The 26,064-nt window shown below is 60.6% G+C and carries 26 protein-coding genes, 1 tRNA gene and 1 pseudogene; 15 read left to right on the top strand and 13 right to left on the bottom strand.

Translation table 11 applies throughout. The features are described from left to right. Positions 1–41 precede the first annotated feature (41 nt). Complete coding sequence (locus E3T35_RS09200; protein ID WP_134378669.1) at positions 42–749, top strand: type 1 glutamine amidotransferase domain-containing protein; 708 nt, start codon at positions 42–44, stop codon at positions 747–749. A gap of 63 nt (positions 750–812) precedes the next feature. Here the strand turns inward: E3T35_RS09200 and E3T35_RS09195 are convergent, their stop codons facing one another. Further along, on the bottom strand, positions 813–1,886 hold the full coding sequence (locus E3T35_RS09195; protein WP_134378713.1) for an aminotransferase class V-fold PLP-dependent enzyme: 1,074 nt from the start codon (positions 1,884–1,886) through the stop codon (positions 813–815). Between the two features lie 148 nt (positions 1,887–2,034). Here E3T35_RS09195 and E3T35_RS09190 point away from each other — a divergent pair, with 148 nt between their 5' ends. The 5 genes from E3T35_RS09190 to E3T35_RS09170 all read left to right on the top strand — a co-directional run bounded on the left by E3T35_RS09190 (position 2,035) and on the right by E3T35_RS09170 (position 6,342). Then, the gene (locus tag E3T35_RS09190; RefSeq protein WP_166789895.1) at positions 2,035–2,976 is read left to right on the top strand and encodes a LysR family transcriptional regulator; all 942 of its coding nucleotides are present in this window, start codon (positions 2,035–2,037) and stop codon (positions 2,974–2,976) included. 77 nt (positions 2,977–3,053) lie between these two features. Further along, the gene (gltX, locus tag E3T35_RS09185) at positions 3,054–4,577 is read left to right on the top strand and encodes a glutamate--tRNA ligase (protein ID WP_134378665.1); all 1,524 of its coding nucleotides are present in this window, start codon (positions 3,054–3,056) and stop codon (positions 4,575–4,577) included. A gap of 104 nt (positions 4,578–4,681) precedes the next feature. Next, positions 4,682–4,753, top strand: a tRNA-Gln gene (locus tag E3T35_RS09180). Between the two features lie 154 nt (positions 4,754–4,907). Further along, a complete protein-coding gene (locus E3T35_RS09175) occupies positions 4,908–5,144 on the top strand; it encodes an AlpA family transcriptional regulator (protein WP_241988795.1) in 237 nt (78 codons plus the stop codon). Next, positions 5,137–6,342 (top strand): site-specific integrase, encoded by a 1,206-nt coding sequence (locus tag E3T35_RS09170; protein ID WP_134378663.1) that lies wholly within the window; start codon positions 5,137–5,139, stop codon positions 6,340–6,342. Before E3T35_RS09175 ends, E3T35_RS09170 begins: the two co-directional genes overlap by 8 nt. Positions 6,343–6,586: 244 nt before the next feature. Here the strand turns inward: E3T35_RS09170 and E3T35_RS09165 are convergent, their stop codons facing one another. Beyond that, on the bottom strand, positions 6,587–7,405 hold the full coding sequence (locus E3T35_RS09165; RefSeq protein WP_241988794.1) for a MoaF C-terminal domain-containing protein: 819 nt from the start codon (positions 7,403–7,405) through the stop codon (positions 6,587–6,589). 47 nt (positions 7,406–7,452) lie between these two features. Then, positions 7,453–8,898 (bottom strand): APC family permease, encoded by a 1,446-nt coding sequence (locus E3T35_RS09160; RefSeq protein ID WP_241988793.1) that lies wholly within the window; start codon positions 8,896–8,898, stop codon positions 7,453–7,455. 197 nt (positions 8,899–9,095) lie between these two features. Here E3T35_RS09160 and E3T35_RS09155 point away from each other — a divergent pair, with 197 nt between their 5' ends. The 3 genes from E3T35_RS09155 to E3T35_RS09145 all read left to right on the top strand — a co-directional run bounded on the left by E3T35_RS09155 (position 9,096) and on the right by E3T35_RS09145 (position 11,734). Beyond that, a complete protein-coding gene (locus E3T35_RS09155) occupies positions 9,096–9,680 on the top strand; it encodes a TetR/AcrR family transcriptional regulator (protein ID WP_255577984.1) in 585 nt (194 codons plus the stop codon). 354 nt (positions 9,681–10,034) lie between these two features. Further along, complete coding sequence (locus tag E3T35_RS09150; RefSeq protein ID WP_134378707.1) at positions 10,035–10,379, top strand: cupin domain-containing protein; 345 nt, start codon at positions 10,035–10,037, stop codon at positions 10,377–10,379. Further along, positions 10,376–11,734, top strand: coding sequence for an NAD(P)/FAD-dependent oxidoreductase (locus E3T35_RS09145; protein ID WP_134378659.1), 1,359 nt, complete (start codon positions 10,376–10,378; stop codon positions 11,732–11,734). The genes E3T35_RS09150 and E3T35_RS09145 overlap by 4 nt, the downstream gene beginning before the upstream one ends. A gap of 202 nt (positions 11,735–11,936) precedes the next feature. On the opposite strand, the gene E3T35_RS09140 is transcribed toward E3T35_RS09145, so the two are convergent. The 4 genes and pseudogenes from E3T35_RS09140 to E3T35_RS09125 all read right to left on the bottom strand — a co-directional run bounded on the left by E3T35_RS09140 (position 11,937) and on the right by E3T35_RS09125 (position 13,426). Further along, entirely contained in the window at positions 11,937–12,503 is a 567-nt protein-coding gene (locus tag E3T35_RS09140; protein WP_241988792.1) for a DUF4913 domain-containing protein, read from the bottom strand. 7 nt (positions 12,504–12,510) lie between these two features. Continuing rightward, complete coding sequence (locus E3T35_RS19460) at positions 12,511–12,717, bottom strand: hypothetical protein (protein WP_174777092.1); 207 nt, start codon at positions 12,715–12,717, stop codon at positions 12,511–12,513. Positions 12,718–12,796: 79 nt separating this feature from the next. Beyond that, positions 12,797–13,132 (bottom strand): annotated as a pseudogene (locus E3T35_RS09130) (conjugal transfer protein TrbL); the annotation flags it as partial. Positions 13,133–13,156: 24 nt separating this feature from the next. After that, positions 13,157–13,426, bottom strand: a complete 270-nt coding sequence (locus E3T35_RS09125) for a DUF6112 family protein (RefSeq protein ID WP_134378657.1) — start codon at positions 13,424–13,426, stop codon at positions 13,157–13,159. 377 nt (positions 13,427–13,803) lie between these two features. Between E3T35_RS09125 and E3T35_RS09120 the strand changes: the two genes are divergently transcribed. Next, positions 13,804–15,057 (top strand): IS256 family transposase, encoded by a 1,254-nt coding sequence (locus E3T35_RS09120; protein ID WP_134378655.1) that lies wholly within the window; start codon positions 13,804–13,806, stop codon positions 15,055–15,057. A 421-nt stretch (positions 15,058–15,478) separates the two neighbouring features. Here the strand turns inward: E3T35_RS09120 and E3T35_RS09115 are convergent, their stop codons facing one another. From E3T35_RS09115 to E3T35_RS09105, 3 genes are read right to left on the bottom strand one after another with little or no spacing between them, the layout of a single operon-like run. After that, the gene (locus E3T35_RS09115) at positions 15,479–16,282 is read right to left on the bottom strand and encodes an SDR family NAD(P)-dependent oxidoreductase (RefSeq protein ID WP_134378653.1); all 804 of its coding nucleotides are present in this window, start codon (positions 16,280–16,282) and stop codon (positions 15,479–15,481) included. Continuing rightward, the gene (locus E3T35_RS09110; protein ID WP_134378651.1) at positions 16,279–16,911 is read right to left on the bottom strand and encodes a hypothetical protein; all 633 of its coding nucleotides are present in this window, start codon (positions 16,909–16,911) and stop codon (positions 16,279–16,281) included. Before E3T35_RS09110 ends, E3T35_RS09115 begins: the two co-directional genes overlap by 4 nt. A 50-nt stretch (positions 16,912–16,961) precedes the next feature. Beyond that, entirely contained in the window at positions 16,962–17,912 is a 951-nt protein-coding gene (locus E3T35_RS09105) for an AvrD family protein (protein ID WP_134378649.1), read from the bottom strand. Between the two features lie 93 nt (positions 17,913–18,005). On the opposite strand from E3T35_RS09105, the gene E3T35_RS09100 reads away from it, so the two are divergent. From E3T35_RS09100 to E3T35_RS09080, 5 genes are all read left to right on the top strand, one after another. After that, positions 18,006–18,617: a TetR/AcrR family transcriptional regulator gene (locus E3T35_RS09100; protein ID WP_134378647.1), complete on the top strand. Its 612-nt coding sequence runs from the start codon at positions 18,006–18,008 to the stop codon at positions 18,615–18,617. Between the two features lie 811 nt (positions 18,618–19,428). After that, positions 19,429–19,743, top strand: a complete 315-nt coding sequence (locus E3T35_RS09095; protein ID WP_255577980.1) for a transcriptional regulator — start codon at positions 19,429–19,431, stop codon at positions 19,741–19,743. Positions 19,744–19,870: 127 nt separating this feature from the next. Next, positions 19,871–20,170, top strand: a complete 300-nt coding sequence (locus E3T35_RS09090) for a hypothetical protein (RefSeq protein ID WP_198421016.1) — start codon at positions 19,871–19,873, stop codon at positions 20,168–20,170. A gap of 588 nt (positions 20,171–20,758) precedes the next feature. Beyond that, the gene (locus E3T35_RS09085; RefSeq protein WP_134378645.1) at positions 20,759–21,886 is read left to right on the top strand and encodes an HlyD family efflux transporter periplasmic adaptor subunit; all 1,128 of its coding nucleotides are present in this window, start codon (positions 20,759–20,761) and stop codon (positions 21,884–21,886) included. Between the two features lie 94 nt (positions 21,887–21,980). Then, positions 21,981–24,251: a peptidase domain-containing ABC transporter gene (locus E3T35_RS09080; protein ID WP_166789894.1), complete on the top strand. Its 2,271-nt coding sequence runs from the start codon at positions 21,981–21,983 to the stop codon at positions 24,249–24,251. A 359-nt stretch (positions 24,252–24,610) separates the two neighbouring features. Here the strand turns inward: E3T35_RS09080 and E3T35_RS09075 are convergent, their stop codons facing one another. The 3 genes from E3T35_RS09075 to E3T35_RS09065 all read right to left on the bottom strand — a co-directional run. Continuing rightward, complete coding sequence (locus E3T35_RS09075; protein ID WP_134378641.1) at positions 24,611–24,877, bottom strand: DUF6112 family protein; 267 nt, start codon at positions 24,875–24,877, stop codon at positions 24,611–24,613. 1 nt (position 24,878) lies between these two features. After that, on the bottom strand, positions 24,879–25,337 hold the full coding sequence (locus E3T35_RS09070) for a M23 family metallopeptidase (RefSeq protein ID WP_166789893.1): 459 nt from the start codon (positions 25,335–25,337) through the stop codon (positions 24,879–24,881). Positions 25,338–25,404: 67 nt separating this feature from the next. Beyond that, a partial coding sequence (locus E3T35_RS09065; RefSeq protein ID WP_166789892.1) for an ATP-binding protein occupies positions 25,405–26,064 on the bottom strand: 660 nt, incomplete at its 5' end.

The following is a 26,064-nucleotide window of genomic DNA, read 5'->3' as shown; positions in this document are numbered from 1 at the left end:
CGCACGATTCCACGAAAGATTTCACAGAAAATGGAGACACTATGACTCACGTACTTTTCGTAGTCAGCGCCGCTGACCACTGGACCCTCACTGACGGCAGCCAGCACCCCACCGGATACTGGGCAGAGGAGCTCGCTGAGCCGCACCGCCTGTTCACTGCGGCCGGCTGGCAGATCAGCATCGCCACACCGGGCGGCGTGGCTCCGACAATCGATGCGGTCAGCCTCCGTGCGGAGGCGGCCGGCGGAGAGGAGCGTGTGGCGCAGCTCATCGACTACATCGGAACAATTTCCGCTCAGCTCGACGAACCGCTCAGCCTCGACGACATCAACGTTGGCGATTACGACGTGGTCTTCTACCCGGGCGGTCACGGCCCGATGGAAGACCTTGCCGTCGACGCCGTGTCGGGGAGCATTCTCACCGAAGCGCTCGACACCGGTCGCATCCTCGGCGTACTATGCCACGCTCCAGCCGCGCTGCTCGCCGCCAAGCGCGCCGACGACAGCTGGCCGTTCACCGGCTACCGGATGACCGGCTTCACCGACGCCGAAGAGGTTCTCGGCGGACTGGCTCCGAAGGCTCCGTGGCTCGTGCAGAGCCGCCTGGTCGAACTGGGAGCCGATTTCATCGCCGGTGAATCATTCGCGCCGCACATGGAGATCGACCGCAACCTGTACACCGGCCAGAACCCTGCTTCGTCGGGTGCCCTCGCCGAGGCGATCATCGCGGCCGTCGCCGATAAGGCATAACGGCGGGCGACGTCGGGCCCAGGGGCACGACGTCGCCGACAGCGAATGTTCGCCCGGCGTTGTCTAGCCGCGGCGCAGCGCGTCCAGCACGGCGTCCACGTCGTCCCGATCGTTCCAGAGGTGGAACGCCACGCGGGCGCGGCCGGCCCGACCCGAAGCTGTGAGGCCGGCGGCGGTGAGGCGTGCGAGGTCGCGGCCGCCGGCATCCGGCCAGCTGATGATGGCCTGGCCGAGTCGGGGCAGGTCGAGTCCATCACACAGGGCGTCGCCGAGGGCCACGTTGTGGGTGGCCACCTCGGCCAGGTCGAGGCGGCGGAACAGGTCGATGGCCGGCTCGGCGCCGACCCAGGCGGGCCAGGCCGGGGACACGTCGAAGCGGCGGGCATCGCGGGCGAGGTCCATTGCAGGGCCGTAACAGGAGGCCCACAGGTCGTCTCCCGCATACCATCCGGCGTTGATCGGGTGCAGTTGTGCGGCGAAAGTCTCGGCGACCGTGAAGAACCCAACGCCGCGCGGGGCGCCGAGCCACTTGTAGCTGTGGCAGATGGTGGCGTCGAACAGCGAGGCGTCGACCGGCATCCACCCGGTAGCCTGGGTGGTGTCGCAGAGGGTGAAGGTGCCCGTTACGCGGGCGGCGGCCCGGATGGCGTCGCTGTCGGCGAGGGTTCCGGTGGCGGACTGCACGAGCGAAAACGCGACCAGCCACGTGTTCGCGGTGAGGCTCGTGGCCAGGTCGGCCAGATCCACCTGCCGCACGGTCACTCCGCGGTGCGCCTGGGCGAGGAACGGGAACACCATCGAGCTGAAGTCGCCACGCGGCAGCACGACTTCGGCGCCATCGGGGATGCTGGTGGCGACCAATCCGGCCATGACCGAGGTCTGCGAGCCGATCGCCACGCTGTGGGGTGTGACGTTCACCAGATCGGCGTACCCGACGCGTACCCGCTCGACGACCTCACCGTAACGGGAGGCGCAGGCTTGGCCGCCAGCCCAGGCCTCGGTATCGGCGCGCATCGCAGCGATCGTTTCGATCGTGGGCAGTCCGAGGGTGCAGGCCGCGAGGTAGCCGCGGCCCGAAGTGTAGCGGGTGCGGGCTTCGGCGAGGGTCACGGTGCTCGTGCTCGTGTAAGCGATCATGCCGGTACCCGGGTGGGTGGCCGTATTGGCGGTGGGGCTGCTCGTGCTCGTTGCTGCAGGGCTCATATTTCTAGTGTGACCACCCAGCACTCATGCGACAACGGTCAGTATTCGATGCAATGCATAACCAGCAATTATGATTGAGCGCATGATCCATCTGCCCGGCGAGAGCCCCGACCTCGACGCCAAGGCCCTGCGGGTCGTGCGGGCGGTGCACGAAACCGGATCCATCACCGCAGCGGCCGTCGCCCTCGGTTACAGCCAGCCGGCCGTGAGTCAGCAGGTCAAACGGCTCGAGCAGCGGCTCGGACTCTCCGTGGTTGAGCGGGTCGGGCGTGGCGTTCGCCTCACCGAAGCCGGCCTCGTGCTGGCGCGGCACGCCGTGACCGTGGCCACCGCGCTCGATGCGGCGGCCGGGGAGATCGCCGAGCTGCAGGGGCTGCGCGCCGGGCTCGTGCGTCTCGTGGCGTTTCCGTCGGCATCCGCTACCCTGGTGCCGAGCCTGCTGGCCCGCATGAAGGCGCGGCATTCCCAGATCAGCGTCACCTATCTGGAGGCGGAGCCGCCGGAGGCAGTCGCCGCCGTGCGTGAGAACCGTGCCGATCTGGCCATCACGTTCAGTTACCCGGGGGACCGGGTGGATCCGCACCGGGATAGCGCTCAGGGGTTGCGGGTGGCGACCCTGCGGCGAGATGAGATGATGCTCGTGCTGCCGGTCGGGCATCCGCTTGACAGCGTTACCCCGATCGACCTGGGCGAGCTCGCCGACGAGAACTGGGTGGCCGGCTGCCCGCGCTGCCGTGGACACCTGCTCGACCTGTGCGATCGGCGCGGATTCGCGCCGCGCATCAGCTACGAGACTGACAACGTTGCCGCCGTCTTCGGCCTCGTTGAAGCGGGCATCGGTGTTGCGCTGCTGCCGGCCCTCGCGATCGAGTCCGTCGGCCGGCGCGCGGGTGTCTCGATTCGCGCCACGACCGGACGTGATCATCGCACCCTGCACGCCGTGACGGCGGCCCGGGCCGAGCGCGTGCCCGCCCTGGCTGCGGCATTGCGCGTGCTTGATGCGATCTCGCTGGTTGGACGTTAGTTCGGATCCCGGGCCCATCTCTGGGCCCGGGCCCGGAAAGAAGTAGGTCAGGAATCGCGCAACTAGAATCATGAGTAATGTCTGACACCACTGCACACCCGTTCTCAACCGCCACCGGAACCGACGTTCGCGTGCGGTTCTGCCCCTCGCCGACCGGAACGCCCCACGTGGGCCTCGTTCGCACCGCCATGTTCAACTGGGCCTATGCCCGGCACACCGGCGGCAAGATGATCTTCCGCATCGAGGACACCGACGCCGCCCGTGACAGCGAAGACAGCTTTCTGCAACTCGTCGACGCCATGCGCTGGCTGCAGCTCGACTGGGACGAAGGCGTCGACGTCGGCGGCCCCCAGGCGCCGTACCGCCAGAGCGAGCGTTACGACATCTATCTCGGCGTCATCGAGAAGCTCAAGGACAGCGGCCACATTTACGAGAGCTTCGTCACCGGCGAAGAGATCGAAAAGCGCAACCGCGACCTCGGGCGCGACCCCAAGATGGGCTACGACAACTTCGAGCGCGACCTAACCGAAGACCAGAAGGCCGCTTATCGGGCCGAGGGCCGCTCCCCGGCGCTCCGCCTGCGCGTGCCGGACACCGAGCTCTCCTTCGACGACCTCGTGCGCGGTGAGATCACCTTTCCGGCCGGCTCGTTCAGCGACTTTGTGGTGGTGCGCCCGAACGGGCATCCGCTCTACCCCCTCGTCAACCCGGTCGACGATGCGCTCATGGGCGTCACTCACGTGCTGCGGGGCGAAGACCTGCTCTCGTCGACGCCGCGCCAGATCGCGTTGTACCACGCGCTCATCGACATCGGCGTGACCACGTTCGTGCCGCGTTTCGGCCACCTCCCCTACGTCATGGGCGACAAGAACAAGAAGCTCAGTAAGCGTGAGGCCGAGGCGAACCTGTTTCTGCACCGCGACCGTGGATTCATCCCCGAGGGCCTGCTCAACTACCTCGCCCTGCTGGGCTGGTCGCTCTCGCACGACCGCGACGTTTTCTCGATCGATGAGTTCACGGCCGCCTTCGACGTCGTGAATGTCAACCCGAACCCGGCCCGCTTCGACCTCAAGAAAGCCGAGTCGATCAACGGCGACCACATTCGCCAGCTCGATGCTGCCGACTTCGCTGCCCGCCTGGTTCCCTACCTGGTGACCGCCGGCGTGTTCGGCGAGAATCCGAGCGAGGCCGAACTGGCCCTGCTCGCCCAGGGAGCACCGCTCATCCAGGAGCGCATCGCGCTGCTCGGCGAAGCCCCCTCCATGCTCGGATTTCTGTTCGTGACCGGCGCCGACCTGGTTCTCGAAGCGGATGCCCTCGCCTCGCTCCCGCAGAACGCCGCCGACATTCTCGGCGCAAGTCGCACCGCACTGGAAAGTATTCCGTCTGCGGAATGGACTACCGATCGCGTACACGCCCTGCTTGCCGAGACGCTCATTGAAGGCCTCGGCCTCAAGCCGCGCGTTGCCTTTGGGCCCCTGCGCGTCGCGCTCTCGGGTCGCAAGATCTCGCCGCCGCTGTTTGAATCCATGGAAATCCTCGGTCGGGCCGAGACCCTGGACCGCCTGGATCGGGCCCTAGCTGCAATTTCGGCAGCCTGACGCTCGGGCCGGAGGGGCTTCGACTCGCCGGGGGATACCCCGGTTTGGCCTCTCCGGCCCGAGTGAGCTAGGCTACTACTCGGCCCGATCTTCGGATTAGGCATTGGGGTATGGTGTAATTGGCAACACGGATGATTCTGGTTCATTTGTTCTTGGTTCGAGTCCAGGTACCCCAGCACTAAAAGGCGCAGGATTCCGCGGCGAAATCAACTATCGCCCACCCTGTCGAACAGGCCCAAAACGGGCCGAATTACCACAAACTACACCACAAACCCCCTCGGGGATTGTTTGCGCGTTATTGTGCCCGGCCCCGTACGGGCCTGTCCCGGCGTGATCGGGCTGCTCACGGCTTCCGTGGTGCACCTATTGCGTATGGACGCGACGACGCAAATCACACCCACGTTTCTCACCCAGCGCGAACTCGCGGAGCTGCTCCGAATGCCCGAGCGTACGCTCGAGGACTGGCGTCTGATGCAGACGGGACCGCCCTATATCAAGCTCGGCCGACTCGTCCGTTACGACGTGCAGGACGTGCTCACCTGGGTTCACGAACACCGCCATGGTTAGGCCACAGATCGTGGCTGGCGAAGTGGGCTCAATCGACGTGCAACAGTTGGCGAGCGGCCGATACCGCGCCCGCGGCACCAGCCGTGACGACAGCGGGGCACGGCACCGCCACGCCGTGACGGCCGATACCCGCGACGAAGCTATCGCCGAGATCCATCGGCAATCGAGAGCCATGGCCACCGGCGGCGCCGGAGCGCTTTCGCCGTCGAGCACCGTCGCTGACGCGGTTGAGCTCTGGTTGTCGCAGGTGCTCACTCGTGCCAAAGCGGGCAGTCTGTCGTACTCAACCTACGAATCGTACGAGACAACGGCCCGTGTGATCATCGTGCCGCGGTGCGGGGGAGTGCGGCTCGATCACCTGACAGTTGGTCGCTGCGACCGCATCCTGCAGCGGATTCTTGAGGAGGAGACGATCTCGAAAGCCCGACGAGCCCGCGCGGTGTTGAGCCTGCTCTGTGGCTACGCCGTGCGCGACGACGCCATGCCCCAGAACCCCGTGCGCGACGTGCAACGCCTGCCGATGTCACCGCGAAAGGAGTCGGCCCTCACCCCGGCGCAGATCACCGGCATCCGTGGGCTCATGCAGGTATGGCGGCTCACCCGCGACGATGGCCCACGGCCCAACTATCGGGCACTGATCGACGGCATGGACATCATGGTCGGCACCTCGCTGCGCGTCGGCGAGTGCCTCGGCTTGCGCCGGTGCGACGTGGACATGACGACGCTACCGCCGACCCTCATCGTGAACGGCACGATCGTCAGCACCAAAGCGCAAGGCACGCACCGCAAGAACTCTCCCAAGCGCTCTCGGCAACGGCGAAGCATCGCGCTGCCGTCGATGGCAGCAGCGGCCGTGCGGCGTCGGCTGGCGCTTGCCGAGCAGGATCCGGAGGCTTTCCTGTTCCCCACTAGAACGGGCCGTTCGCTGAGCGTCAGTAACTACGAGCGGCTGCTACGCGCATTCGTCGAGGACGAGCGCTCTCAGCTGGTCAAGCTGGGCGTCGACTTCGACGAGTACACGACGCACATCTACCGGCGTACGGCGGCGACTTTGATCGAGCGGGCGGCGGGGATCACGCTGGCCTCTCGACTTCTCGGCCATGCCAACGAGCAGACCACCAGGAATAGCTATGTCGTCACGGCCGACATGGTCGACCCGGTGACGGCGGAGATCCTGGATGAGGTGCTCGGTCAGTGACTGCCGTTGGGTGTGTCTCTCAAGAGGATTCGAACCAGCGACCCCGTGCGGAATCTGAGGCGATTCTGAACGTGACCGAATGTCTCGAGAACTCGCGGATTCGTTTGGGAACCGGACGGTTCACTTATTCTGAGTTTTCGCTTCCAGGTGCGGTCGGTACTGTTTAATTCATGTAGGTAAATGATGGGCATCACCCTGAAAGCGAACCTGCAACACTTGAGCAAATGAGTAGTCCTATCGGAAGTCAATCTTCGGGGTACGACGTGTCCTCAAGGATCGTGAACTTGCTGTCGAAGGGAAGATGCACGGGTGCCAGCGTCGGCCCATCCCAGCAGAACATGCGGCCGATCGATCGCTTGTTTGTGAGATCGACCGTCAGGATCGACTCCACGGGCATGACCGTCTCGCTCCAATGAAGAATGACGATGCCGTCTCCTAGTTCAAACACCTGGACCGGGTCCGCATCGGCCAGCCCAGCCTCGCCACCTTTTACGCAGTGCCAAACAAAGGTGCCGGCGTTGAGGTAAATGTGTTCGTAGTGCTCGGTTGGGCTGTAGCGGTAGTAGATGCGCTTTCCGACAAGTTCGCTCGAACGCTTGCGGGGCTCGATCTCGCCCATTCCGGTGATGCGACCGTTGATGACTTCGGTGCGCATTCGCATAGCGCCGTTGCGATCAACGAAGGACGAGTCGGCAATGGTCACTTTGCCATCGCTGCGGTCAATCACCATCGAGATGTCGGAGGACTGCGCGCCCTCTCCTTTGACAAAGTCGACTAAGAAGATGTTGGGACGCACCTCAACCGCGCGGTATTCATGCGTTCCCGACGCGCCGGTTCTATCCCCTTCGGTGATCGTCCACGTGACGTTTCCCTTGTCGAACTGGTGTGTGATCGTCCAGCCGTTTTCAAAGCGGATGGCGATGGCCGGGCCCTCGAGTGCTGTGCTGCCTGGGAGATCGGGCTGCCCAAAGCCTTCGAGCATGGTCGTCACGTCTGGCCAGTCCTCGGTGGGTATGTAGTCCTGGTCCGCAGGGATGAGGGAGCGGTTGTTTGCTGTGTTCACGGTTGTTCCTTTCGAGCAAGATGCTTGATGCGGTGGGTTGTCTGCGTTTAGCTGGCGGCAGTCACAACGGTCTCGAAGTCTATGTTCTTGCGGAACCGCGGCATCATCGCTCCAAACAGGAAGGCGACCGGGATGAGCCAGAGGAGCAATTTCGCGATTGCTCCGTCGCTAAAGAGCATGGCGTCGTAGTTCTGCAGTGCGATGAAAAGAACGCCGATCATGAGGAAGAAGGCCGAGATCGGCGCAGCTTTCGTGGTCCAGAAACCGGTCTCGAGCTTTTCGCGGAAGAAGAAGACGACGATCGCGAAGGACGCAAGCGCCATCATCACGACGAACCCGACAGTTCCGAGCGCGACGAACCACGCATAGACGATCTCGATTGGGTCGGCCCCGGCCCACAGAAATGCCATGGCGATGATGGCGACGACGATGCCATTAGCGAGAGCCGCAGTGGATGGTGCGTGGGTACGCTTCGACACGTGGGAGAGTCGTTTCGGCAGTACGCGAGCGCGGGCCAGAGCGAAGCAATAGCGAGCGAACATGTTCTGCATGCCTATGAGCATGGCGATGAAGCTCGACACGACGAGCACCTGCATTGCGACGTCGAGCCAGGGGCCGACGTACTGGGCAGCGAGGCTGAAAATCACACCAGCCAGATCGTCTGCGGCGGCCTGCTGCACTTTGTCGGGTCCGATGGCGTAGCTCACGGCCCACGTGGCGACCGTGTAGAAGATTCCCACGAAGAGGACCACGGCGTACAGCGCCCGAGGAATCGTACGCCGCGGCTCGCGTGCTTCCTCACTGAACACCGTTGTCGCTTCGAAAGTTGTGAAACAGGCGAAGACAAACAGGACGGCGACGCCGAACCCGGGGTTCATGAGTTGCGATGGGCTGAAGCTGACAAGGGACAGATCGTTGCCAGCGGCTCCGATGATGATGCCGATGACGAGTGTTGCGACCACGACGATCTCGAGCACGAGGAGCACGCCGAGAACTCGGAGGTTGAGGTTAACGCCGCGCATGGTCAGCACTGTCGTGATGGCGATGAAGATGAGAATCCAGGCCCAGACGGGCATGTCCACGCCGAGCCAGCGGGCGCCAAGTTGCTGGGCGAAGACACCGAACTGCGCCCAGAAGCCGATCTGCAGAGCAACGTAGGTAACTATTACGATGCCGGCAGCGCCGGTCGCCGCATGACGGCCGAGACCTCGCGCAATGTAGGCCACGAATCCGCCGGCGCTCACGATGTGGCGACTCATCCGCAGGTAACCGACTGCGAATAGCCCGATCACCAACGCGACGAGCACATACACGAGCGGGACCCCCGGCCCCATGATCGAAAAGAGCACCGGCCCGGCGCCGACAAAGGCCGCCATCGGCGCGGCAGCGGCGATGACGAAGAACGCGATGCCGATGAATCCGAGGCTGTTAGGTTTGAGTCGGGATTCTGTGGCCGGTTGGGGCAGTACCGACTGGCCAATTGTCTTGGTCACGGGTCCTCCTTTGGACGAGCCGGCTGTCCGGCCGCCGCGTGAACGGCGAATTGACTCACCCGACGTCGTTGTCTCTGGGCGGCGGCGGAATGGGCTCCGACCGACACTAAGCAATTGCTTAGAACGCAGCTAAGCATCTGCTTACTTGCCTGTCAAGAGTCAAGTCTTCGGCTGGAGCGACGACCTATGCTGGAAGGGTGAAGCCATCAACGAGAGGCCTTGGCTACGGCGAGGGTCGGGATGCCCTACTCCAGGCAACCGTGCAAGTCGTCGCCCGAAAAGGGTTGCGTGGGCTCACCTTCCGCGCCGTCGCTGAGGAAGCCGGGGTGAACAATACCCTGATCGCCCATCACTTTGGTTCACGCGACAATCTTCTTTCAGCTGCGCTTGAGTGGAGCGTAGAGCGGGCGATTGGAGCTGCCGACCTGTCCGAATATGCAACCGACGCAGCCGCGTTTCGTGCCGCGCTCGTACGGAACGTGTTGTCGGAACCGGAAAACGAGGTTTTCCAATACGAAATGATTCTCGAGTCGAGTAGGCGTCCCGAGCTGCAGCCCGCAGTCCGTCGGCTCTACCAAAGGTATGTGTCCGCCCTCGCTGCGGGGCGCACCTTGCTCGGCGAACCTGTAAGCGAAAGCCTCAACCTTGCGCTGTTCGCCGCTCTCGATGGTCTTATGCTGCAATTCCTGAGTCACTCCATCACGGCAGCGCAGTTGGCCGATGCCGTGGATTCTCTGGGTGCAGCAGTGAGAATGAGCACTGCCGAGGTCATCGCAGACTGACTTCAGCAGGCCGACGGGAGACTTGGGGCGCGCAGCGTTCCAGCCAGTGGTGAGTCAGGCAAGTTGGGGCGTTCTCCTGACTTGGTGAACCTCCCGATTGCCCCAGACGGGGGCTTGCAGATCCGGTCCCAGGAGAGTCCGCTTACCAGCGCTGCCGGGTCTGACAGGGCGCACAGCGGGTACTCACGGACTTTGTCGCGCCCAGAAGTGGCGTTCGCCGCGAGCCCCGGACCTGAATACAGCAGATGCTTTGTTTTCCTTGACGCGAAACTAAGCAAATGCTTGAATTGCGGCAGTCGAGTCAGCCGGATTGTGGCGTTGGCGAGTGTTTCATTCAATGGAGAAGTGAAAAACATGACAGAGCAGACATCTTTCAGCACGTCAGGCACGTTGAACCCTGACGGATATGAGCCATTTGAACTTGGGGTCGTTCAATGGATTCGAAAATTCGATGTGGGGGACCGGCCGGGACTCGCCTGCGGCTTCTGGCATGTGACGCCGGACGACGCGCCTGAGGCGTTTGACCTTGTCTCCGAAGCTGACGAATCCATTCACATCGTCTCCGGTCGCCTCCGAATAGAAGAATTGGGCGGTGAGGTTCACGATCTCGGCCCCGGTTCCGCCGCATCGTTCAATAAGGGAACGCCTACTCGGTGGACCGTTCTTGAACCCACCATCGAATTCTTCGTGTATTCATGAGCGCCACAAACGATCTGGAGACCGCGGACGTCGTCGTTGTCGGTGCAGGGTTCGCCGGGATCACGGCAGCGCGGGAATTGGCTAGGACCGGAAAACGTGTCGTCGTGCTTGACGCCCGCGACCGCCTCGGCGGGCGCACCTGGTTGGCCGAGCGCCTGGGTAAACCGCTTGAACTTGGCGGGACTTGGGTGCACTGGACCCAGCCCTATGTCTGGGCTGAGCTCAAGCGTTACGGAATCGGAACCGTTGCGAGCCCCGAGCCGGTGCACGCATCGTGGCAGACGACTTCCGGTGTGCGACACGGCGACCCCTCGGAGATGCTCGCCATCCTTGACGATCCCAATCAGCGTTTGACGGCCGAGTCGCGTGCGTATTTCCCTGAACCGTTCGCGCCACTGGCGGGTCCGAATGTCGCAGGAGTCGACGCGGAACTTCTCCAAGATCGTATCGATGCGCTCGGCCTCGACACGGATACCCGCATGCTGATGGACGCGTTTTGGACCTTGAACTTTAACGGCCCGCTTGCTTCGGCGGGCTTTTCCCAGGCTTTGCGGTGGGTTGCCCTCACGAATGGCGACTGGAAAGTCAACTTTGAAGCCTGCGCAACGTACAAGCTTGAAGGCGGTACTCGCCGGCTTATCGAGGCCATCGCTAATGATGTGCAGGCACCGATTCGACTCAACTCGCTCGTGACAGCAATTGAGCAGAACGACGACGGGTGCGGGGCTGTCGTTCGTTTGGCGGACGGCAGCAACATCCACACAACAGCGGTGATCGTCACGGCGGGATTGCATGCCCTTTCCGGCATCGTATTCCGACCTCCGTTGGAACCTGCGAAGCAGGCTGCGGTGGCTAGAGGGCAGGTTTCCCGTGGCACGAAAATTTGGCTCAAGGTCGCGGGACCGGTGGAGCCGTTTGTCGCATTCGGCGATGCGAGCTGGCCCCTCAACTTTTTTCAGGCCGATGTCGAGATGCCTGATGGTGACCGGCTGGTGATCGCTTTTGGTCCAGACCAGGACAAGATCGATCCCACCGATGTGAGAGCCGCAGAGGAAATACTCCAGCGGCTGCGGCCTGACCTCATCGTTCGTGAAGTAGCGGCGCACGATTGGCTCAACGATCCACTTGCGCGAGAAACTTGGGCCATGCAAGGCGCTGGATTTCTTAGCGGCCCCCTCGCCGCAATGCAGCGTCCTGACGGTGTGGTCGTGCTGGCGGGAAGTGACATCGCGAGTGGTTGGGGCGGTTTCATCGACGGCGCAATTGAAAGTGGATTAGACGCAGCTCTGAAAGCAAACGCGCTGTGTGCGAACGCCAAGGCCCTGCAAAAAGCCGGGAACTCGTGCCTCGAGTGACGTACCGTCCAGAATTCTTTTCGGTCGGTACCTATGGCGTAGACACCACTGCTCGCAGGACTTTGAACTGCGAGCGACGCCCCACACGCAGCATCGATGCCGCCAAAGTGCTCCGCGCATCTTCTCAAGAGCGCGATCGATGGCCCGTACATCGAAGGGGACATCGCAAGTCTCGCTCTGTTCCGGGCGCCAAGTTTTTGGATCAAGACGACTCGGCGCGAGTATAGATAGCGGCCTCGGCCTCACGCCGCCTGGCCACGTCGTCGACGACGAACTGCACGAAGTCCTCGTCGCGATCGCCGATGACCACGTCTTCGACAGCATCGGCGGGCGGTTCGCCTGGCCATGCAGTCTGCCGGGTCGGCCGGTCGCGCTCAAGCCGCGTGCCCGAGATCGCGACCCAGTCGCGAAGTCGCTGGCGGGCATCCGCGAAGTCTCGGTGCCAGCCGAGCGGGGCTGAGCCGTGCTGGTCGGGGTCGTAGGCGCCGAGCCAGTGCAGGTGCAGTGCGGAGAGTTCCCAGACGAGTTCGGGGTGTCGATGCCAGAACGGCGGTACGACGGATGTTGGCAGCCCGTAGGTGCGTCGTAGCCAGTTCACCCAGCGGTTGAGTTCGATCCATTCGGCCTCGGCGTCGTCGGCGCTGAGGAGGTTCCAATTGATCGGATGCGGCGGCTCCGCAGTGAGCGGCCCGTCGAGATATTCCAACGAGCTTGCTCCGAACGCGTCGTCGTGTTCACCGGATGCCCACTCGACCAAGGACTCTGCCATCGCTGTTTCACCACCCCGAGCTGGCGTGAGCAGCTTCCGTCTCGCTGACGATTGCCGTCTGCGTTGCCGCAGCGTCCTGTTCGCTGCCCTGAGCCGAGCGATTGGTTCTAGTAACCTGATAGTTAGTGCGCGCGAGATCATGGCCGATCTTCTTGGCAACGAACTCTTCGCGTTGAATGAATTCGCCGTCGCGCTCGACCTGGAAGATGCGCACATACCCTTCGGCGACAAAGCTGTCACCTTTGGCGAGTCGGTTAAGCGCCCGTTCGGCGGTGGCGCGGTAGGCGACGAGGGGATCCGAGGACCGATTTGACGACGCCGATCGCGGCGCGGGGCAGCGCTGACGGGTCGCGGTGCACGAGGCCGGTGATGAGTTGCAGGCAGAAGAAGATCAGGGTGACGAAGACGGCGAGGCCGAAGAGCACGTTGTAGACGTCGATGTAGGTCGGGTCGGTGAGGTCGACGAGGGTGGTCGTATCGAAGGCGGCCCAGACGGATTCGAAGAGCCAGGCAGCAGTGGAGCCCATCGCGCCGGCCAGCCAGTCGAACGGTGCCGCCACGACAGAGGATGCGACGTCGCCGACGCCGGTGCAGACTTCCGCTACGACCGGCACGTCGCAAACGCTCATTTCTGGCACCGCTCGCTAACGGGGTCAGACGCACTGGCCGACGTTCCAGAAGAAGTTGACGAGGGTGACGGCGGCGCCGCAGATGATCGCGGCACCGCAGGCCACCATCACGCCGGTTTTGCCGCGGGAGGCGAGGTGTGGGTTGGACGAGTTGGCGCCGAATCCCCAGACGATCGCCGCGACGATGAGGGCGAGCACGCTCAGCACGAGGCCGATGGTCATGACCGCGCCGACGATGACGCGCAGCTGCTCGATGCCGGGCAGACCCGTGCCGTTCGGATTAATATCGATCATCGGAGGCTCCCTGTGTCGTTTGATGCGTACGACAGGGAGGAGCGCGGGGCACACCGCGTTCCCCGAGTTAGGCCACTTGTTTGAGTTGGAGTTTTGGCGGCGCCGGTTCGAGTCCGAAATCATGACCCTGTAGTTGCCCGGCAGAATATTTGACATCAAGGGCGCGATTTCATGGGTGACGAAGACGGCAGCGGATTGGACTGACGGAGAGTATCCCTAGCCTGTTGTCAACACCTGGGAATTGACAGGTCAGGGTTGCGTCCCCGCGAGTGGTGTAATTTCTCGGCGTTGAACGTCGGATTGTCGACGTAGTGAGCCACCGTGCGATGGTCAGTGAAAACCGTTCAAAGTTCCTCACAGAAAGACACAAACACACGATGGCTCTAGACCAGTCTGCCCTGCTTGCTCTCCTCGCGGATCTCAAACTCACCCACGTCACTGATCGAATCCGGTTGGCGACCGAAACGCTCTATCAAGAACTCATCGATGCGGAGGCCACCGCACACATCGGTGCCGACCGATTCGAGCGCAACACCGACCGCACCACCCAGCGAAACGGCACCCGGTCCCGGCTCCTCTCGACAACGGCCGGCGACCTCAACCTCAAGATCCCCAAGCTCCGCCAGGGGTCGTTCTTCCCCGCGCTGCTCGAGCAGCGCCGGCGGGTCGACCAGGCCTTGTTCGCCGTCGTGATGGAGGCCTACCTCCACGGCGTCTCGACCCGGAAAGTCGACGACCTGGTCAAGGCCCTCGGCGCCGACACTGGCATCTCCAAGTCCGAAGTGTCCCGGATTTGTGCGGATCTGGACGGGGAAGTGGCCGCGTTCCGCGACCTGGGCGAAACCGGGTACCCGTATGTGTTCCTCGACGCCACATACTGCAAAGCCCGCGTTAACCACCGCGTCATCTCCCAAGCGATGGTCGTCGCCATCGGCGTCGCCTCCGACGGGCGCCGCGAGGTCCTCGGTTTCGACGTCGGTGACAGTGAGAACGAGGTCTTCTGGACGGGCTTCCTGCGTTCGCTCCGTGCTCGCGGTTTGGACGGGGTGAAGCTCGTCATCTCCGACGCCCACACCGGTTTGAAGAAGGCGATCAGCACCGTTTTCCAAGGCGCCAGCTGGCAACGCTGCCGGGTGCATTTCATGCGAAACGTGCTCTCGATCGTGCCGCGCGCCAGTCAGGAGGTGGTCGCGTCGATGATCCGCACTATCTTCGCCCAGCCCGACGCGAAGCATGTTCAGGCGCAGTTTGATGAGGTCGTCCGGGTGCTCACACCCTCCCACCCCAAGGTCGCCCAGATGCTCCAAGACGCCCGGGAAGACATCCTCGCGTTCTGCGGGTTCCCGCCCAAGCACTGGCGTCAGATCTGGTCCACCAACCCGATCGAACGAGTGAACAAAGAGATCAAACGACGCACCGACGTCGTCGGAGTGTTCCCCAACCCGGCCGCTCTGCTCCGCCTCGCCGGCGCCGTCCTCGTCGAACAGCACGACGAGTGGGAAGCTGGCTCTCGCCGATACCTTTCGGAGGCCTCCATGCGCCAGCTGGATGCCCTCAACGTGGCTCTCACCGACGCTGACGCGAGCACGCTGACCGGGGTGATTCACATTCCTGAGCTGACTGCGGCATAATCAAAAACACTGACCTGCACGCAGACGAGGAATTACACCACTCAGCGGGACGTGACCCAGGTCAGCGGACTGCGGTTGGGGCAACCACCGACACTCCGTAGGAATCTACGGGGGTGGTCTTCTCCGTAGGTCTTGTTGGGGCGCCTTGCCCAACACCCCAGCGATGAGTTTGACGGCACAACAAGTAACGATTGCCGCCGCCGCCGCAAGCGAGGTCAGATGATCGAAAGATCAGGCGCAAGGTCGAAAGGGAAAGCTTTGATGTCCACGTGCTGAGCGTCGGACTTGCCGTCTGGATACTCCGTGATGAGCTTTCACAACTCAAGATTTGGTCAGATAAGGCTGAACGGGTCGGCACCGATCTAGATGAGGATCTGCGAGATAGGCAGTGTCAAAGAAGGAGAGTCGCTCCATCCACCACCTAGGTAGCCACATCCTTGAGAGAGATCGAGGGTTTAGGCCGCGCTCCGAGGGTGCTGCCGCCGCTGACGTCCAAAGTCGTCCCGGTTGTGCGACCTGCATTTTCTGACAGGAGAAAAAGGACGGCTTCTGCTACCAACGAAGGCCTCGATACGCCGCCGAGTACGGAAAAACCAGACATATAGGCAAGAACATCCGGATTGTTAAACGCGTCATGTCCATTGTCCGTAAAACCCGGAATAACCGTGTTGATACGGATCCGATGAGCCGCAAGAGCCTCGGCTGCGTTCGCAGTGAGGGATTCGACGGCTGCCTTACTCATTGCGTACACAATATCGCTCGGGCTGGAGAAATGCACACCAGCAGACGAGATATTCACGATGCTACCGCCCGGAGCCATTCGCTGAGCGAGAGTCTGTGTAAGGAAGAATGGCGCTCTCGCGTTCAAGGCAAAATATTCATCGAATTGATCGATAGTAGCAGTACCGAAAGACGGTCCGAGTAGACGTGCTGCGTTGTTGACCAATGCGTGCAATTGGAGCTGCAGGGCGGAATCGAGGACCGTGTTAACGGCCTCCACAAGGGCTTGGAGCCCTTGTGCGGTTGCGAGGTCGGCCCGCGCCAGGAAGCAATGCCCGCCATCGCTATCGATTTCTGATTTAAGTGACTTCGCGCTTGCCTCGTTGGTGAAATAGTGAGCTACGATCGCGTATCCAGCGGCGTGTAGACGAAGCGCAGTCGCTCGGCCAATTCCGCCGGATGCTCCGGTTACGACAGCGAGGGAGTTCACGTTGGGCTTGCTCATTCTTTTCTCCCGCTGAACCCACGAAGTTTTTGTTGGGCTTGTGTGAGGGGACTCAGGAGTTCGGTTACGACGGTTTCGAATCGTTCGGGTGCCTCGTGCCACGCGTCGTGGAAGCTGATGAGATCTTTGACTCGCATACCGGCCGCTAAAACGGCCTCTACTGTCTCGGAGATATTCACGCCGGCACGCAAGTCGCCTCGGTTACGTGCTTCTGTCAACTGCGTCGTCACAAAACTCGCCCAGGTGCGAAAGGGGTCGAGGCGCCGTTCAGGGAAGAAGTGACGTGACTCGCCGGCAATTCGCACCCCGGCGCGGACGACGATATCGTTGGCCAGATTCTCTCCCACGGACCGGAAAACGTGGACCAATCTGGCCAGAGGAGTGCTTGAGGCTGCGAAGGCGTTCTCACGCACTATCCTCATGCTCTCTCGTTCGTGATCGAGTATGCCGGAGCCAATCGAGCGCATTGTCGGGAATGACAGCTCGACCCTTCCGGCCGCTAATCCAGCGTCAGAGGAGATCTGGTCGAGCGTTACGGCCGCGAACGGAACCAAAACTAGACGTTGAGCCGCAATGCCAAGAATCCAGGCCGCATTCTCATCAGCGAGGTGTTGCTCGAGACCGCTCACTGAGCGATTGAATAGTATTTCGGGACGAATCCGGTGGGATAGAGTGTGGCTCATTCTTCCGAATTCTCTGTGTAGGCGAGTGATGAGCGGGCTTGAACGCCCGTAGTCGACGATGACTCGACGAGTACATCGTGAATGCGTCGACTGCCGTGTTCGATGGCGCAGTCTCGGAGCAGGTGCGTCCTGGTACCAAATGCGCCGGGCACCGACGCGGGTGGCCCTTTGACAGACATTTTCATCGTTCGCATCCAAAGCGTTCCGACGTGCGCGCGATCGGTAGCGCCCGCGGCATAGACGATTCCCTGTGTGAGCTGACCCATAGTGACCAAATAATCGATCACTGTCATAGCGGGCCAATAGGCGGCTTCCACCCCGGGCGCAGACCGAAGTTTAGAGCCAACGGTATTCTCGTGTCTTGCGTTCAGAACGAGGCCGGACAGCGCAAGTTGAGTCGAAGTGGAGCGAGAAAAAGCGGATTGGAAGAGACCTCCGTACACCGTGGCTGGCTCGGTGCGGGACGATCCTAATTGCCCGCGATCGTCAACAGAGGCACGCTTTAGCGTCACGCGAGCGCGGATATTGCCGACCGTGCTCGTGAGGGTTCGGCGCTCCTCGCTGTCGTCGATCTCCATCGAGATTGGCACCGTCTCCAAGTCTAACCACGCCATCCGTCCAGCGCGAAGCTCTATGGACTCGACGAACAGGGAGGACAGCTCCTCACGGTCCGCAGCGTGGGAAAGCGCCTCCAACGCCATAATGGGAAAGACAATTGCGTCCACAGAGCTCAGGTGCGGCACGCGTCCTGTTCCGCCCGCACTCACAGACCAGCGGTCGGGATAACGGACGGAACCAACGTTGTGGATGGTTGTTCTTGCACCAACTTCAAGATTTGAGGCTGCTAGGGCATACCTCACATCGCGGTACCCGGACCCAAAGTATCTACCATCCGCGGAGCCGAGCATCTCGTCCAACTTGATAAGTTTCTTGCCTTGTTCGCCCATTGCCGGGCCCCCGCTCGCATGTGACGACGTTACATAACCAATTGTATCTTTTCGACTCTACATTGGAATTAAGGCGGCTGGTATTGTTGGAAAATGGAGAGCAACCGAAGCGGCCGACCCCACGTCGCCGGCATCACGCAAGCGTTGTTGGCAGCGGCCGAAAAGGCCATGGTGAGTGAAGGGTTCACCGGGCTGACGGTGGACCGGCTAGTCGAGGAGGCGGGAACCACAAGGCCGACTTTCTATCGTCGCTTTCCCAGCGTCGCGCACATCGCATTCGAAGTGATCAGGCTTCGGTTCGGTACAGGCGCTGGTGTCGACACCGGGTCTCTCTACGAGGACCTCTTGGCGCTTCAGAGAAAAGAGGTCGAGATGTTCGCATCACCGGTCTTCCGCAACAGCCTTCCAGGGTTTCTCGAAGCAGCGCGGTCTGAACCTGCGATGCTTGCAACTTTTCTCTCATTGTTCATAATTCCTCGCCGCTCCAATGTTGCACGGGTCCTTGAATCTGCCGTCGCTCGGGGTGAGATCGTCGTTGGCGACATCGACGTCGACTTCATCTGTGACATGTTGCTTGGACCCGTCATGGCTCGCGCGGTGCTCCCGGCGGGATCGCCATTAGATGATCGGCTTGCCCAAAGCACTACGGAGTCAGTGATCGCGCATATTTCTGCTGCCGGTCGACGACGCCGCGTATCGACCTGATCGGAGGGTCAAATCAACCCGCGTGGATCTCGATTCTTGAAGCGGGCCCGATCGGTGAACGGTGCACGCGGTCCGTGTGCGCACACCGAAGAGCAAAGCGCGACCAACCGAGCCGTCGCGATACCTCTAGCGCGGGTCGCATAATAGTCGGAGCGGAATTGCTTGGCCGCTCGCGGAGGTGGGACGTCGGTCAGTCCCTTGGGTTGGGTCCTGTTCGCTGAATCCATTGCTGCTCAGGCCTAATTCCGAAGCCTAAAGTCCCTTGCCATCTCACGCTTCGTTGAACCGTTTATGAGCGCCGTCCCTCGCGAACTATTGCTTAACTCGAAGGAAAGTCTTATGTTCAACTGTATGGAAAGTAACTTCCCCAATAGTAGCCAGCCAGGCGACGCCAGCACGCAACTTGAGACCATCGCTGAAGACCGCCGACGGCTCGCTCAGCGTGCAGTGGGCTCGCCGTGGTGGTTCATCCCGGTATCGACCCTCCTGGGAGTGGTGATCGTGGCTTCGCCAATAACCGCTAGTGTCTTGGCCGTAACGATGATAGCGGCTTTGGGAACTATTTCGCTCACTGGCCTCGAGAACGTTCTTCGTCGGCAAACGGGGCTGACGATAGCGCGGCCCGTGGGACCCCGGAGCCTGGCGATCTCGATCGCTCTCGGTGCGGTCTTCCTTGGGCTCTTTGTTGCGTCTGTCGCGCTCGTAAATTTCGGTCTGAGTGAACTGATATTGGTTACCTCTGCCGGAGCGGCTATTTTGCTCCCGCTTGGGCTCTGGCTCTTGCATCGGACTGTGGGACGGGAAATCGAACGTGGGCACTGAGTCCAATTTTGACGACGCGATCCACGCGCCGACCAGGCTGCGGCTGTGTGCGATGCTCCGCCCAATCCAGGCCGTCGAATTCAGCGCGTTGACAGAAATGCTGCAAGTGAGTGAGGCCAATCTCTCCAAGACGATCCGTAGTTTGGCGGAGATTGGGTACATCTCGACCTCAAAGCAAACCTCGCCTGAACGGGCCGATTCCCGGCGTACGACGACTGTGTGGCTGACTAGCTCCGGAAGGCGGGCATTCGATGGCCACCTTGGTGCACTGCTGGAGTTGTCCGCTCACTCCCAAACGCAATGAACTTATCGGCGAAAGGCAAACGCAAACGTCGTAACTCCAAATGTTGTAATTACATAGACATCTGTAACGTTTGTCGATACTCTGATGCCGAAGCGAGGAACGCCTCGCTCGGTACGCGGAGGAAAAAATGACAGCTCTACTTGACATGCCCGTGCGATACAACACAATTCTCGAGGACGAGTTCGATGAGATCGATGGCGGGGCCGTACCAGTCTTGGCGATTATCGCTGGAGCTATCGCAGTCGGCGGTGGCATTTACGCCATCGGACAGGTAGCGGGCGAGCGGGCATATTATGCAGGCTTGCGAAATAGCGAGTATCAGCAGGTGAAGTGGGGCGTTCGCGGCAGCGTGATCGGAATGGTGGGACTCATTGCAGGTGGAATTCTCATGAGCGGATTCGAGAACAAGTTCTACTCGATGATCTAGATCTCGAGTTGCTCGCGAGTTCGGTGCCTATTCGGCGTCGAACTCGCGAGTCTTCTTGATAGAAGAGACTCATTCGTTCTCTCGGAGTGCGTCAATACCCATCGGCCAAGGAAATACATGAACGCGCCAATTGAGATCCGATATCCACGCTCCCTAATACTCGAAAATGTCGTCTCGGTCCAGATAAACGCAGCTGATGAAGAAAGTATCCGAAACGCAGCCACGAGCCTTGCTCGGTTCCTTCGTTCGAATGGTGCTCGCGCGCGGGGCCCATTAGTGCAGAAGTCCGGTCCGCGCCTTGCTGATGGCCGCGGGGCGATGCGCGGTGAATTACTTCGGCAGTCGAGCGAACCCCTTCAAACCGCTGGTGTCTTCAAATTTCGAACTCACGTAGAAGTTTCGTCTTGCGTCATGGCCAGTTTCCACGGGCGAGCTGCAGATATGTCTATCGTCTATAGCAAACTCGCCGTCTATTCATACGAAAACGACGTGAATCTCAGTGGAACCTTCTACGTCGTCCATGTCGCAGATGAGGGACCGGTCATCTCAGTAGATGTGTTCGCGGTCACGGAATAGGCAGGATTGGCCTTGCGAACAATACGACTCGATGAATTGACCGACAGCCGGATTCTTTACGAAAAACGACCGCCTGCCTTCGGATTTTTCATTATTGCGTTGACGCTGATCGTCCTCGTCGCTGGTCTCTACTGGTCCGCGACGACGATAAAGCCGAGCGTCGTCCAGGGTAGCGGTGTAGTGCAGAGCGCAAATCGCACGGAGGTAATGAGTACTGTCACGGGATCAGTGCTTGAGGTATTGACGCCAAATGGCTCTATTGTCGAGCAGAGCGCAACCATGATCCGACTAGACAGTCCAGATCTGTCTGTTGAGAAGCAGAGCCTCGTTGCCCAATCCGACATGCTCAGAGCATCGCTCGCATTTCAGGATCGCTACGCGAACGCCCTCGACGAGCGGGCCAACGGATTTGACCCGGAAAACCCTTCTGAATCCTTGTACTACTACCAATATGAGACTTTGAATACGCAGATTGCCAAACTTCGTGTTGATCCTGCCAGCATGCGAGAAATCGGCTACTCGGAAACAGAAATTCAGAACGCCATTAAATCCAATCAACTCAGTGCCGACGAGCTTAGTACCTCAGCCATGAGCGAATCGCTGGAAAAAGCAGCAGAAATACGGCGGCAGATGGAAGAGGTTCAGATTCGCCTATCTGCAATAGATACAGGCGGCGCGTCATACTCTGTTCTCGCTGCAGCATCTGGCGAGGTTTTTCTCGACCCCGGCGTGAAACCGGGAACGGTGATTGCAGCCGGAGAGACTCTAGGAACGATCGCCTCCGCCAATGGGGATCTGACAACTCGTGTAATGATCGCCGTTCCCGACCGTCAGTTTGTTGGGGTCGGTGACCGGGTGAAAGTCTCGGTACTTGGTTTGCCGTCGCTTCTCTACGACAAGATCGACGGCGTGGTGTCAGGAATCGACAACGACATCACGCTGCTGCCGGGTGGTACCAGCGGGGTGCCATCAGGCGACCAGAGCTTCTTTGTCGTCGAGCTGAAACTTGAACAGTTCTTCACCGCCGATCGTGATGGCGCGCAACATGAGCTCGGGAACGGCACCGCAATCCAGGCAGAGCTGGTTTACAGCGAAGTCACATATTTGCAGTACTTCAGGGAGATGCTCGGACTCGGGTGACTTCTCGACTGTAACTGGCCTCTATCTACGCGCCCTTCCGAAGCAAGAATCGTCGCAGCCACAATCAAGCACCCACTTCTCAACAGGAGAACGCATGCACAAGGTTCACATCCAGCAGCACGACCAATCCGACTGCGCCGCTGCCTGCCTCGCTTCAGTGGCGGCTGCCCACGGAAGGCGAGTGACAATCACTGGACTTCGCGACGCGATGGGTGTGGGGGTTCGTGGCGCAAGTCTTCGAGGGTTGCTCCGAGCAGCCGAGGAACTTGGCCTGGAGTCGACCGCGGTGAGAGTCGATAGGGAAGGTCTACTTTCGGACTACAGCGTGCCGGCCATCGCTCAGGTCACGAATGCCGCTGGTGACTCCCACTTCGTTGTGATTCATGGATCCCGCCGGGGCAAACTTGTAATCGGGGACCCCGGCGAAGAGCGTATTGCTCGTGTCGCAGCAGACGATTTCCTTGACCGCTTCACGGGCGTACTCGTCTTGTTCGGCCCAGCTTCCAAATTTGTCAAGGATCGGGGAAAGCCGTCGTCAAACCTTACGAGGTTTGTCCGGCTTTTGACGCCTCAGCGGGGGCTCTTCGCGTGGGCACTTGTCAGCTCTTTAGTGCTAACGGTTCTTGGGATTTCGGGGTCGATGGTAACGAAGGTCCTGTTCGACGAGATACTTCCCTTCAACCTCGAGCAACTGCTTGTTCCGGTGTTTATATTCTTTCTCGTCATTAATCTTGTCCAGCATTCCCTTTTCTTTATCAGGCAATCGATCGTGCTGCACCTGTCTCAACGAATAGATATTCCTCTGATTCTCGGGTATTTCCGGCATGTGTACAGTCTTCCGATCTCGTTCTTCGCATCACGCTCTGTGGGTGACGTCCTCACCCGTTTCGGCGACGCTGTGACAATTAAGAACGTGCTTACGAGCGCCGCGCTAACTGTCGTCATGGATGTCGTGATGGCGGCCATTACCGGTGTGGTGCTCTACATTATGGAACCGGATCTCTTCATCGTGATCGCCCTTTTCGTGCTGGTTTCAACAGTTCTGGTATTCGCTTTCCGTCGGCCATTTCGCAAAGTCAACCAACGCCAGATGGAACAGGTGTCCGTTCTGAACGGGCGGATCATCGAAGGGCTCCGTGGGGTGGAGGGGATCAAACTCGAAGCGAACGAAGATCGCGAGATGGAGGGTCTGGAGCGTGAATACGTCCGGAGCCTCCGCTACTCATTCCGAGAGGGGATGCTTGGCAATGCACAATCGACTTTGACCTCACTGATTCAGGCGCTTGTGAGTCTCATTCTGTTGTTTTATGGCGCTTCTCGAATAATGGGCGGCGACCTTACATTGGGTACGCTGACAGCCTTCGTAGCGCTGTCAGCGTTCTTCATCGACCCAGTCACCCGTTTGATCGGACTCCAGCTTCAATGGCAAGAGGCAAACCTTGCACTTCGCAGGGTCGGTGAAATTTTTGACCTACAGAGTGAATCGGATGAGCGACCGGAAAGGATCCGCGACTCGCCAGACGCGGGCCGCGTTTCTTTTGACAATGTCTCGTTCCGCTACAGCATGCGCGAGCTTGCGCTCGATGAAGTCACGTTCGATGTAGAACGCGGTGCCAAAGTTGCATTTGTCGGACCAAGCGGTGGCGGGAAATCGACGATCGCCAAGTTGATTTTGAAGATGCACAAGCCCGAGCGCGGAGAAATTGCAATCGGAGGAATCGATCTCCGCGAGATTGGCTCTCAAGAAGTTCGCCGGTCCGTCGGATATGTCCCTCAATCTATCGCTCTATATTCGAGAACGGTGGCAGACAACGTGCGTATGTCCATGCCAGATGCGAGTGATTCGAGCGTGCGCGCAGCGCTCAGGCGGGCTAGCGCAGACACTTTTGTTGGCCAACTTCCCCATCAGATGGAAACAGTTCTTGAAGAAGCAGGAGCCGGCTTATCTGGGGGAGAGCGCAAGAGACTCGGGTTGGCCCGTGTCCTCCTCAAAGAGGTCGACGTTTACATTTTCGATGAGGTGACGAGCGACCTCGATGCGCTCACTGAAAACGTGATCGTCGATGAGATTTTCGAGAATCTTCGGCAGTCAACTGTAATCTTTATCGCTCACAGACTCGCCACCGTCACGGAGTGCGACCTTATCTATGTGCTCGACCAGGGCCGTATCGTCGAGCAAGGGACTCACGACAGCTTGCTGCTGGCGGGGGGGCTCTACTCAAAAATGTGGGAAGCGCAGCATGTTGCCACGTCAAATACCGCCAGAGGAAGGCTGCCGACGGAAGATCCGGAGCACGCATCTGTTGCTTTGGACCCTCCAGAATCAGACCGATCGAAACAAACGAACGTTCGCTATCTTGATTGAACAGCAAATCCCATAGCTGACAGCTGTAACTGCCTTCAATATGTAGATACACGGAGACGATGAGAATACAGCTGCGTGAGCGTCGAGTGGTCATGGGACGGCTGAGACTTGTCGGCATCGAGTTGTCCGACGACATGATTGGTTCTGGTCTGAAAGGCTGAGTCGTTACACGCTGGCGGGCGACGATCCCGCACTCCACTGGACGGATACAAGAATGCCTCAAGCCGACGCAGCCCTGCTCACAATTACGTCACAGGCGGCTTTTCTCGAATGGTCGTGCTCACCGTTGGTGATGGAAGTCCCGAGATTGTGAAATTGTGCGGACTCGCGCAACTCGCGGAGGGCGCAGAAAATGCCTTTCAAAGTGTCGAGCCTACATCCAACAGAAAGTTGACCCAAGCCAGGCCAGCACCACCAAGTGCCGCCGCGACACAGGCTACCCAGACACCCATCCGTGCCCGAGTGGCTGTTTGAACGTTGCCGTACGCCGAGGCGAGCGCCCAAGTCACCCCGCTGATGATCATCATGAGCACCGCGATGATGAGCACGAACGTCAGCAGGGCGCCGACGATGCTTTTCAACTCTGAAGCGCCGCCGACGGCACCGAAATCTGGAAAGACATCCATTTCACACCACCGGGCATCCGCTTGTGGCTGAAGTCATGTCGGTGGCACCGTGGGCCGCCAGCCAGTCCACGGCATTGATCGCCGGTTGGGTTGACCCGGCAGGGTGGATCTCGAGATGCAGGTGCGGGCCGGTTGACTTGCCCGCGGAACCGACGTCACCGATGTGCTGACCGGCGACGACGCTGTCGCCGACCGCGACGTGCATGCCCTGGTCGTACATGTGCGCGTTATAGGAGGTGACCCGCTCGCCACCAACAGTGTGATCGATGGTGATCAGCCCGCCGTAGGTTCCGCGCTGCCCGGCGAAGCTCACGACGCCGTCTGCGACCGCGAGGATCGGCGTGCCCAGTGGGGCCGCGAGATCACTGCCCGAGTGAAAACGCCGCTCGCCCGTGAACGGATCTATGCGCCACCCGAAGCTGCCGGTGTTCGTGTACGTACCGGCAGCAAGCGGGAACACGATCCGCGACGATTCGGAAACGCTCGAAACGCGAGTCAGAGCGACCAGAATCGCCTCCGCAACCGGCTCAAAGTTCGCGTATCGCTCTGGATGGCGAGTAGCGCTTGATGGTAGCGCCAGTCCACGCAGTTGGTAGCAAAGTTCTGACGAGGTGGTAGCGGCCCGGGCTTGGTGCCCGGGCCGCCGTGGTGTTATTCCCAGTAGTCCTTCTGGGCGCGGGCTTGGTCGTTGCGCTNTTCTGGGCGCGGGCTTGGTCGTTGCGCTGCTGGCGCATGTCGATCTGGCCGAGTTTGATGATGCGGGCGTTGTTGGCCAGGCGGTTCACGATCGAGTCCGCTGCAACTCGGTCCGGCAGCTCGGCGACCCAGTGCGCGGGTCCGGTCTGCGAGGCGATCATCGTCGGGAGCCGGTGCTCCCTGTTGGCGAGGATCGCGAACAAATCGTTGCCAGCGTCGCTGTCGATGCCGACGGTGAGGAAGTCATCGATGATGAGCAGGTCGACGTTCGACAGCTCGTTCAACAGTTTCTGGTGGGCGATGGCGTCGCCGCGAGCAATGACGAGCTTTCGGGCGAGGTCGTCCATCCGGAAGTAGAGCACCGAATGCTCGCTCTCGCAGGCGCCGATAGCCAGGGCGCAGGCGAGATAGGTTTTCCCGCCTCCGGTGGGCGAAATGATCAGCAGGTTCGTTGCATCGGAGCGCCAGTCATGGGCGGCATAGCGTCGCAT

The organism is Cryobacterium sp. TMT1-2-2, assembly GCF_004403505.1.
GTDB lineage: Bacteria > Actinomycetota > Actinomycetes > Actinomycetales > Microbacteriaceae > Cryobacterium > Cryobacterium flavum.
Note: the sequence above shows the minus strand (reverse complement) of the source record. Positions and strands in the feature narration are given on the sequence as shown.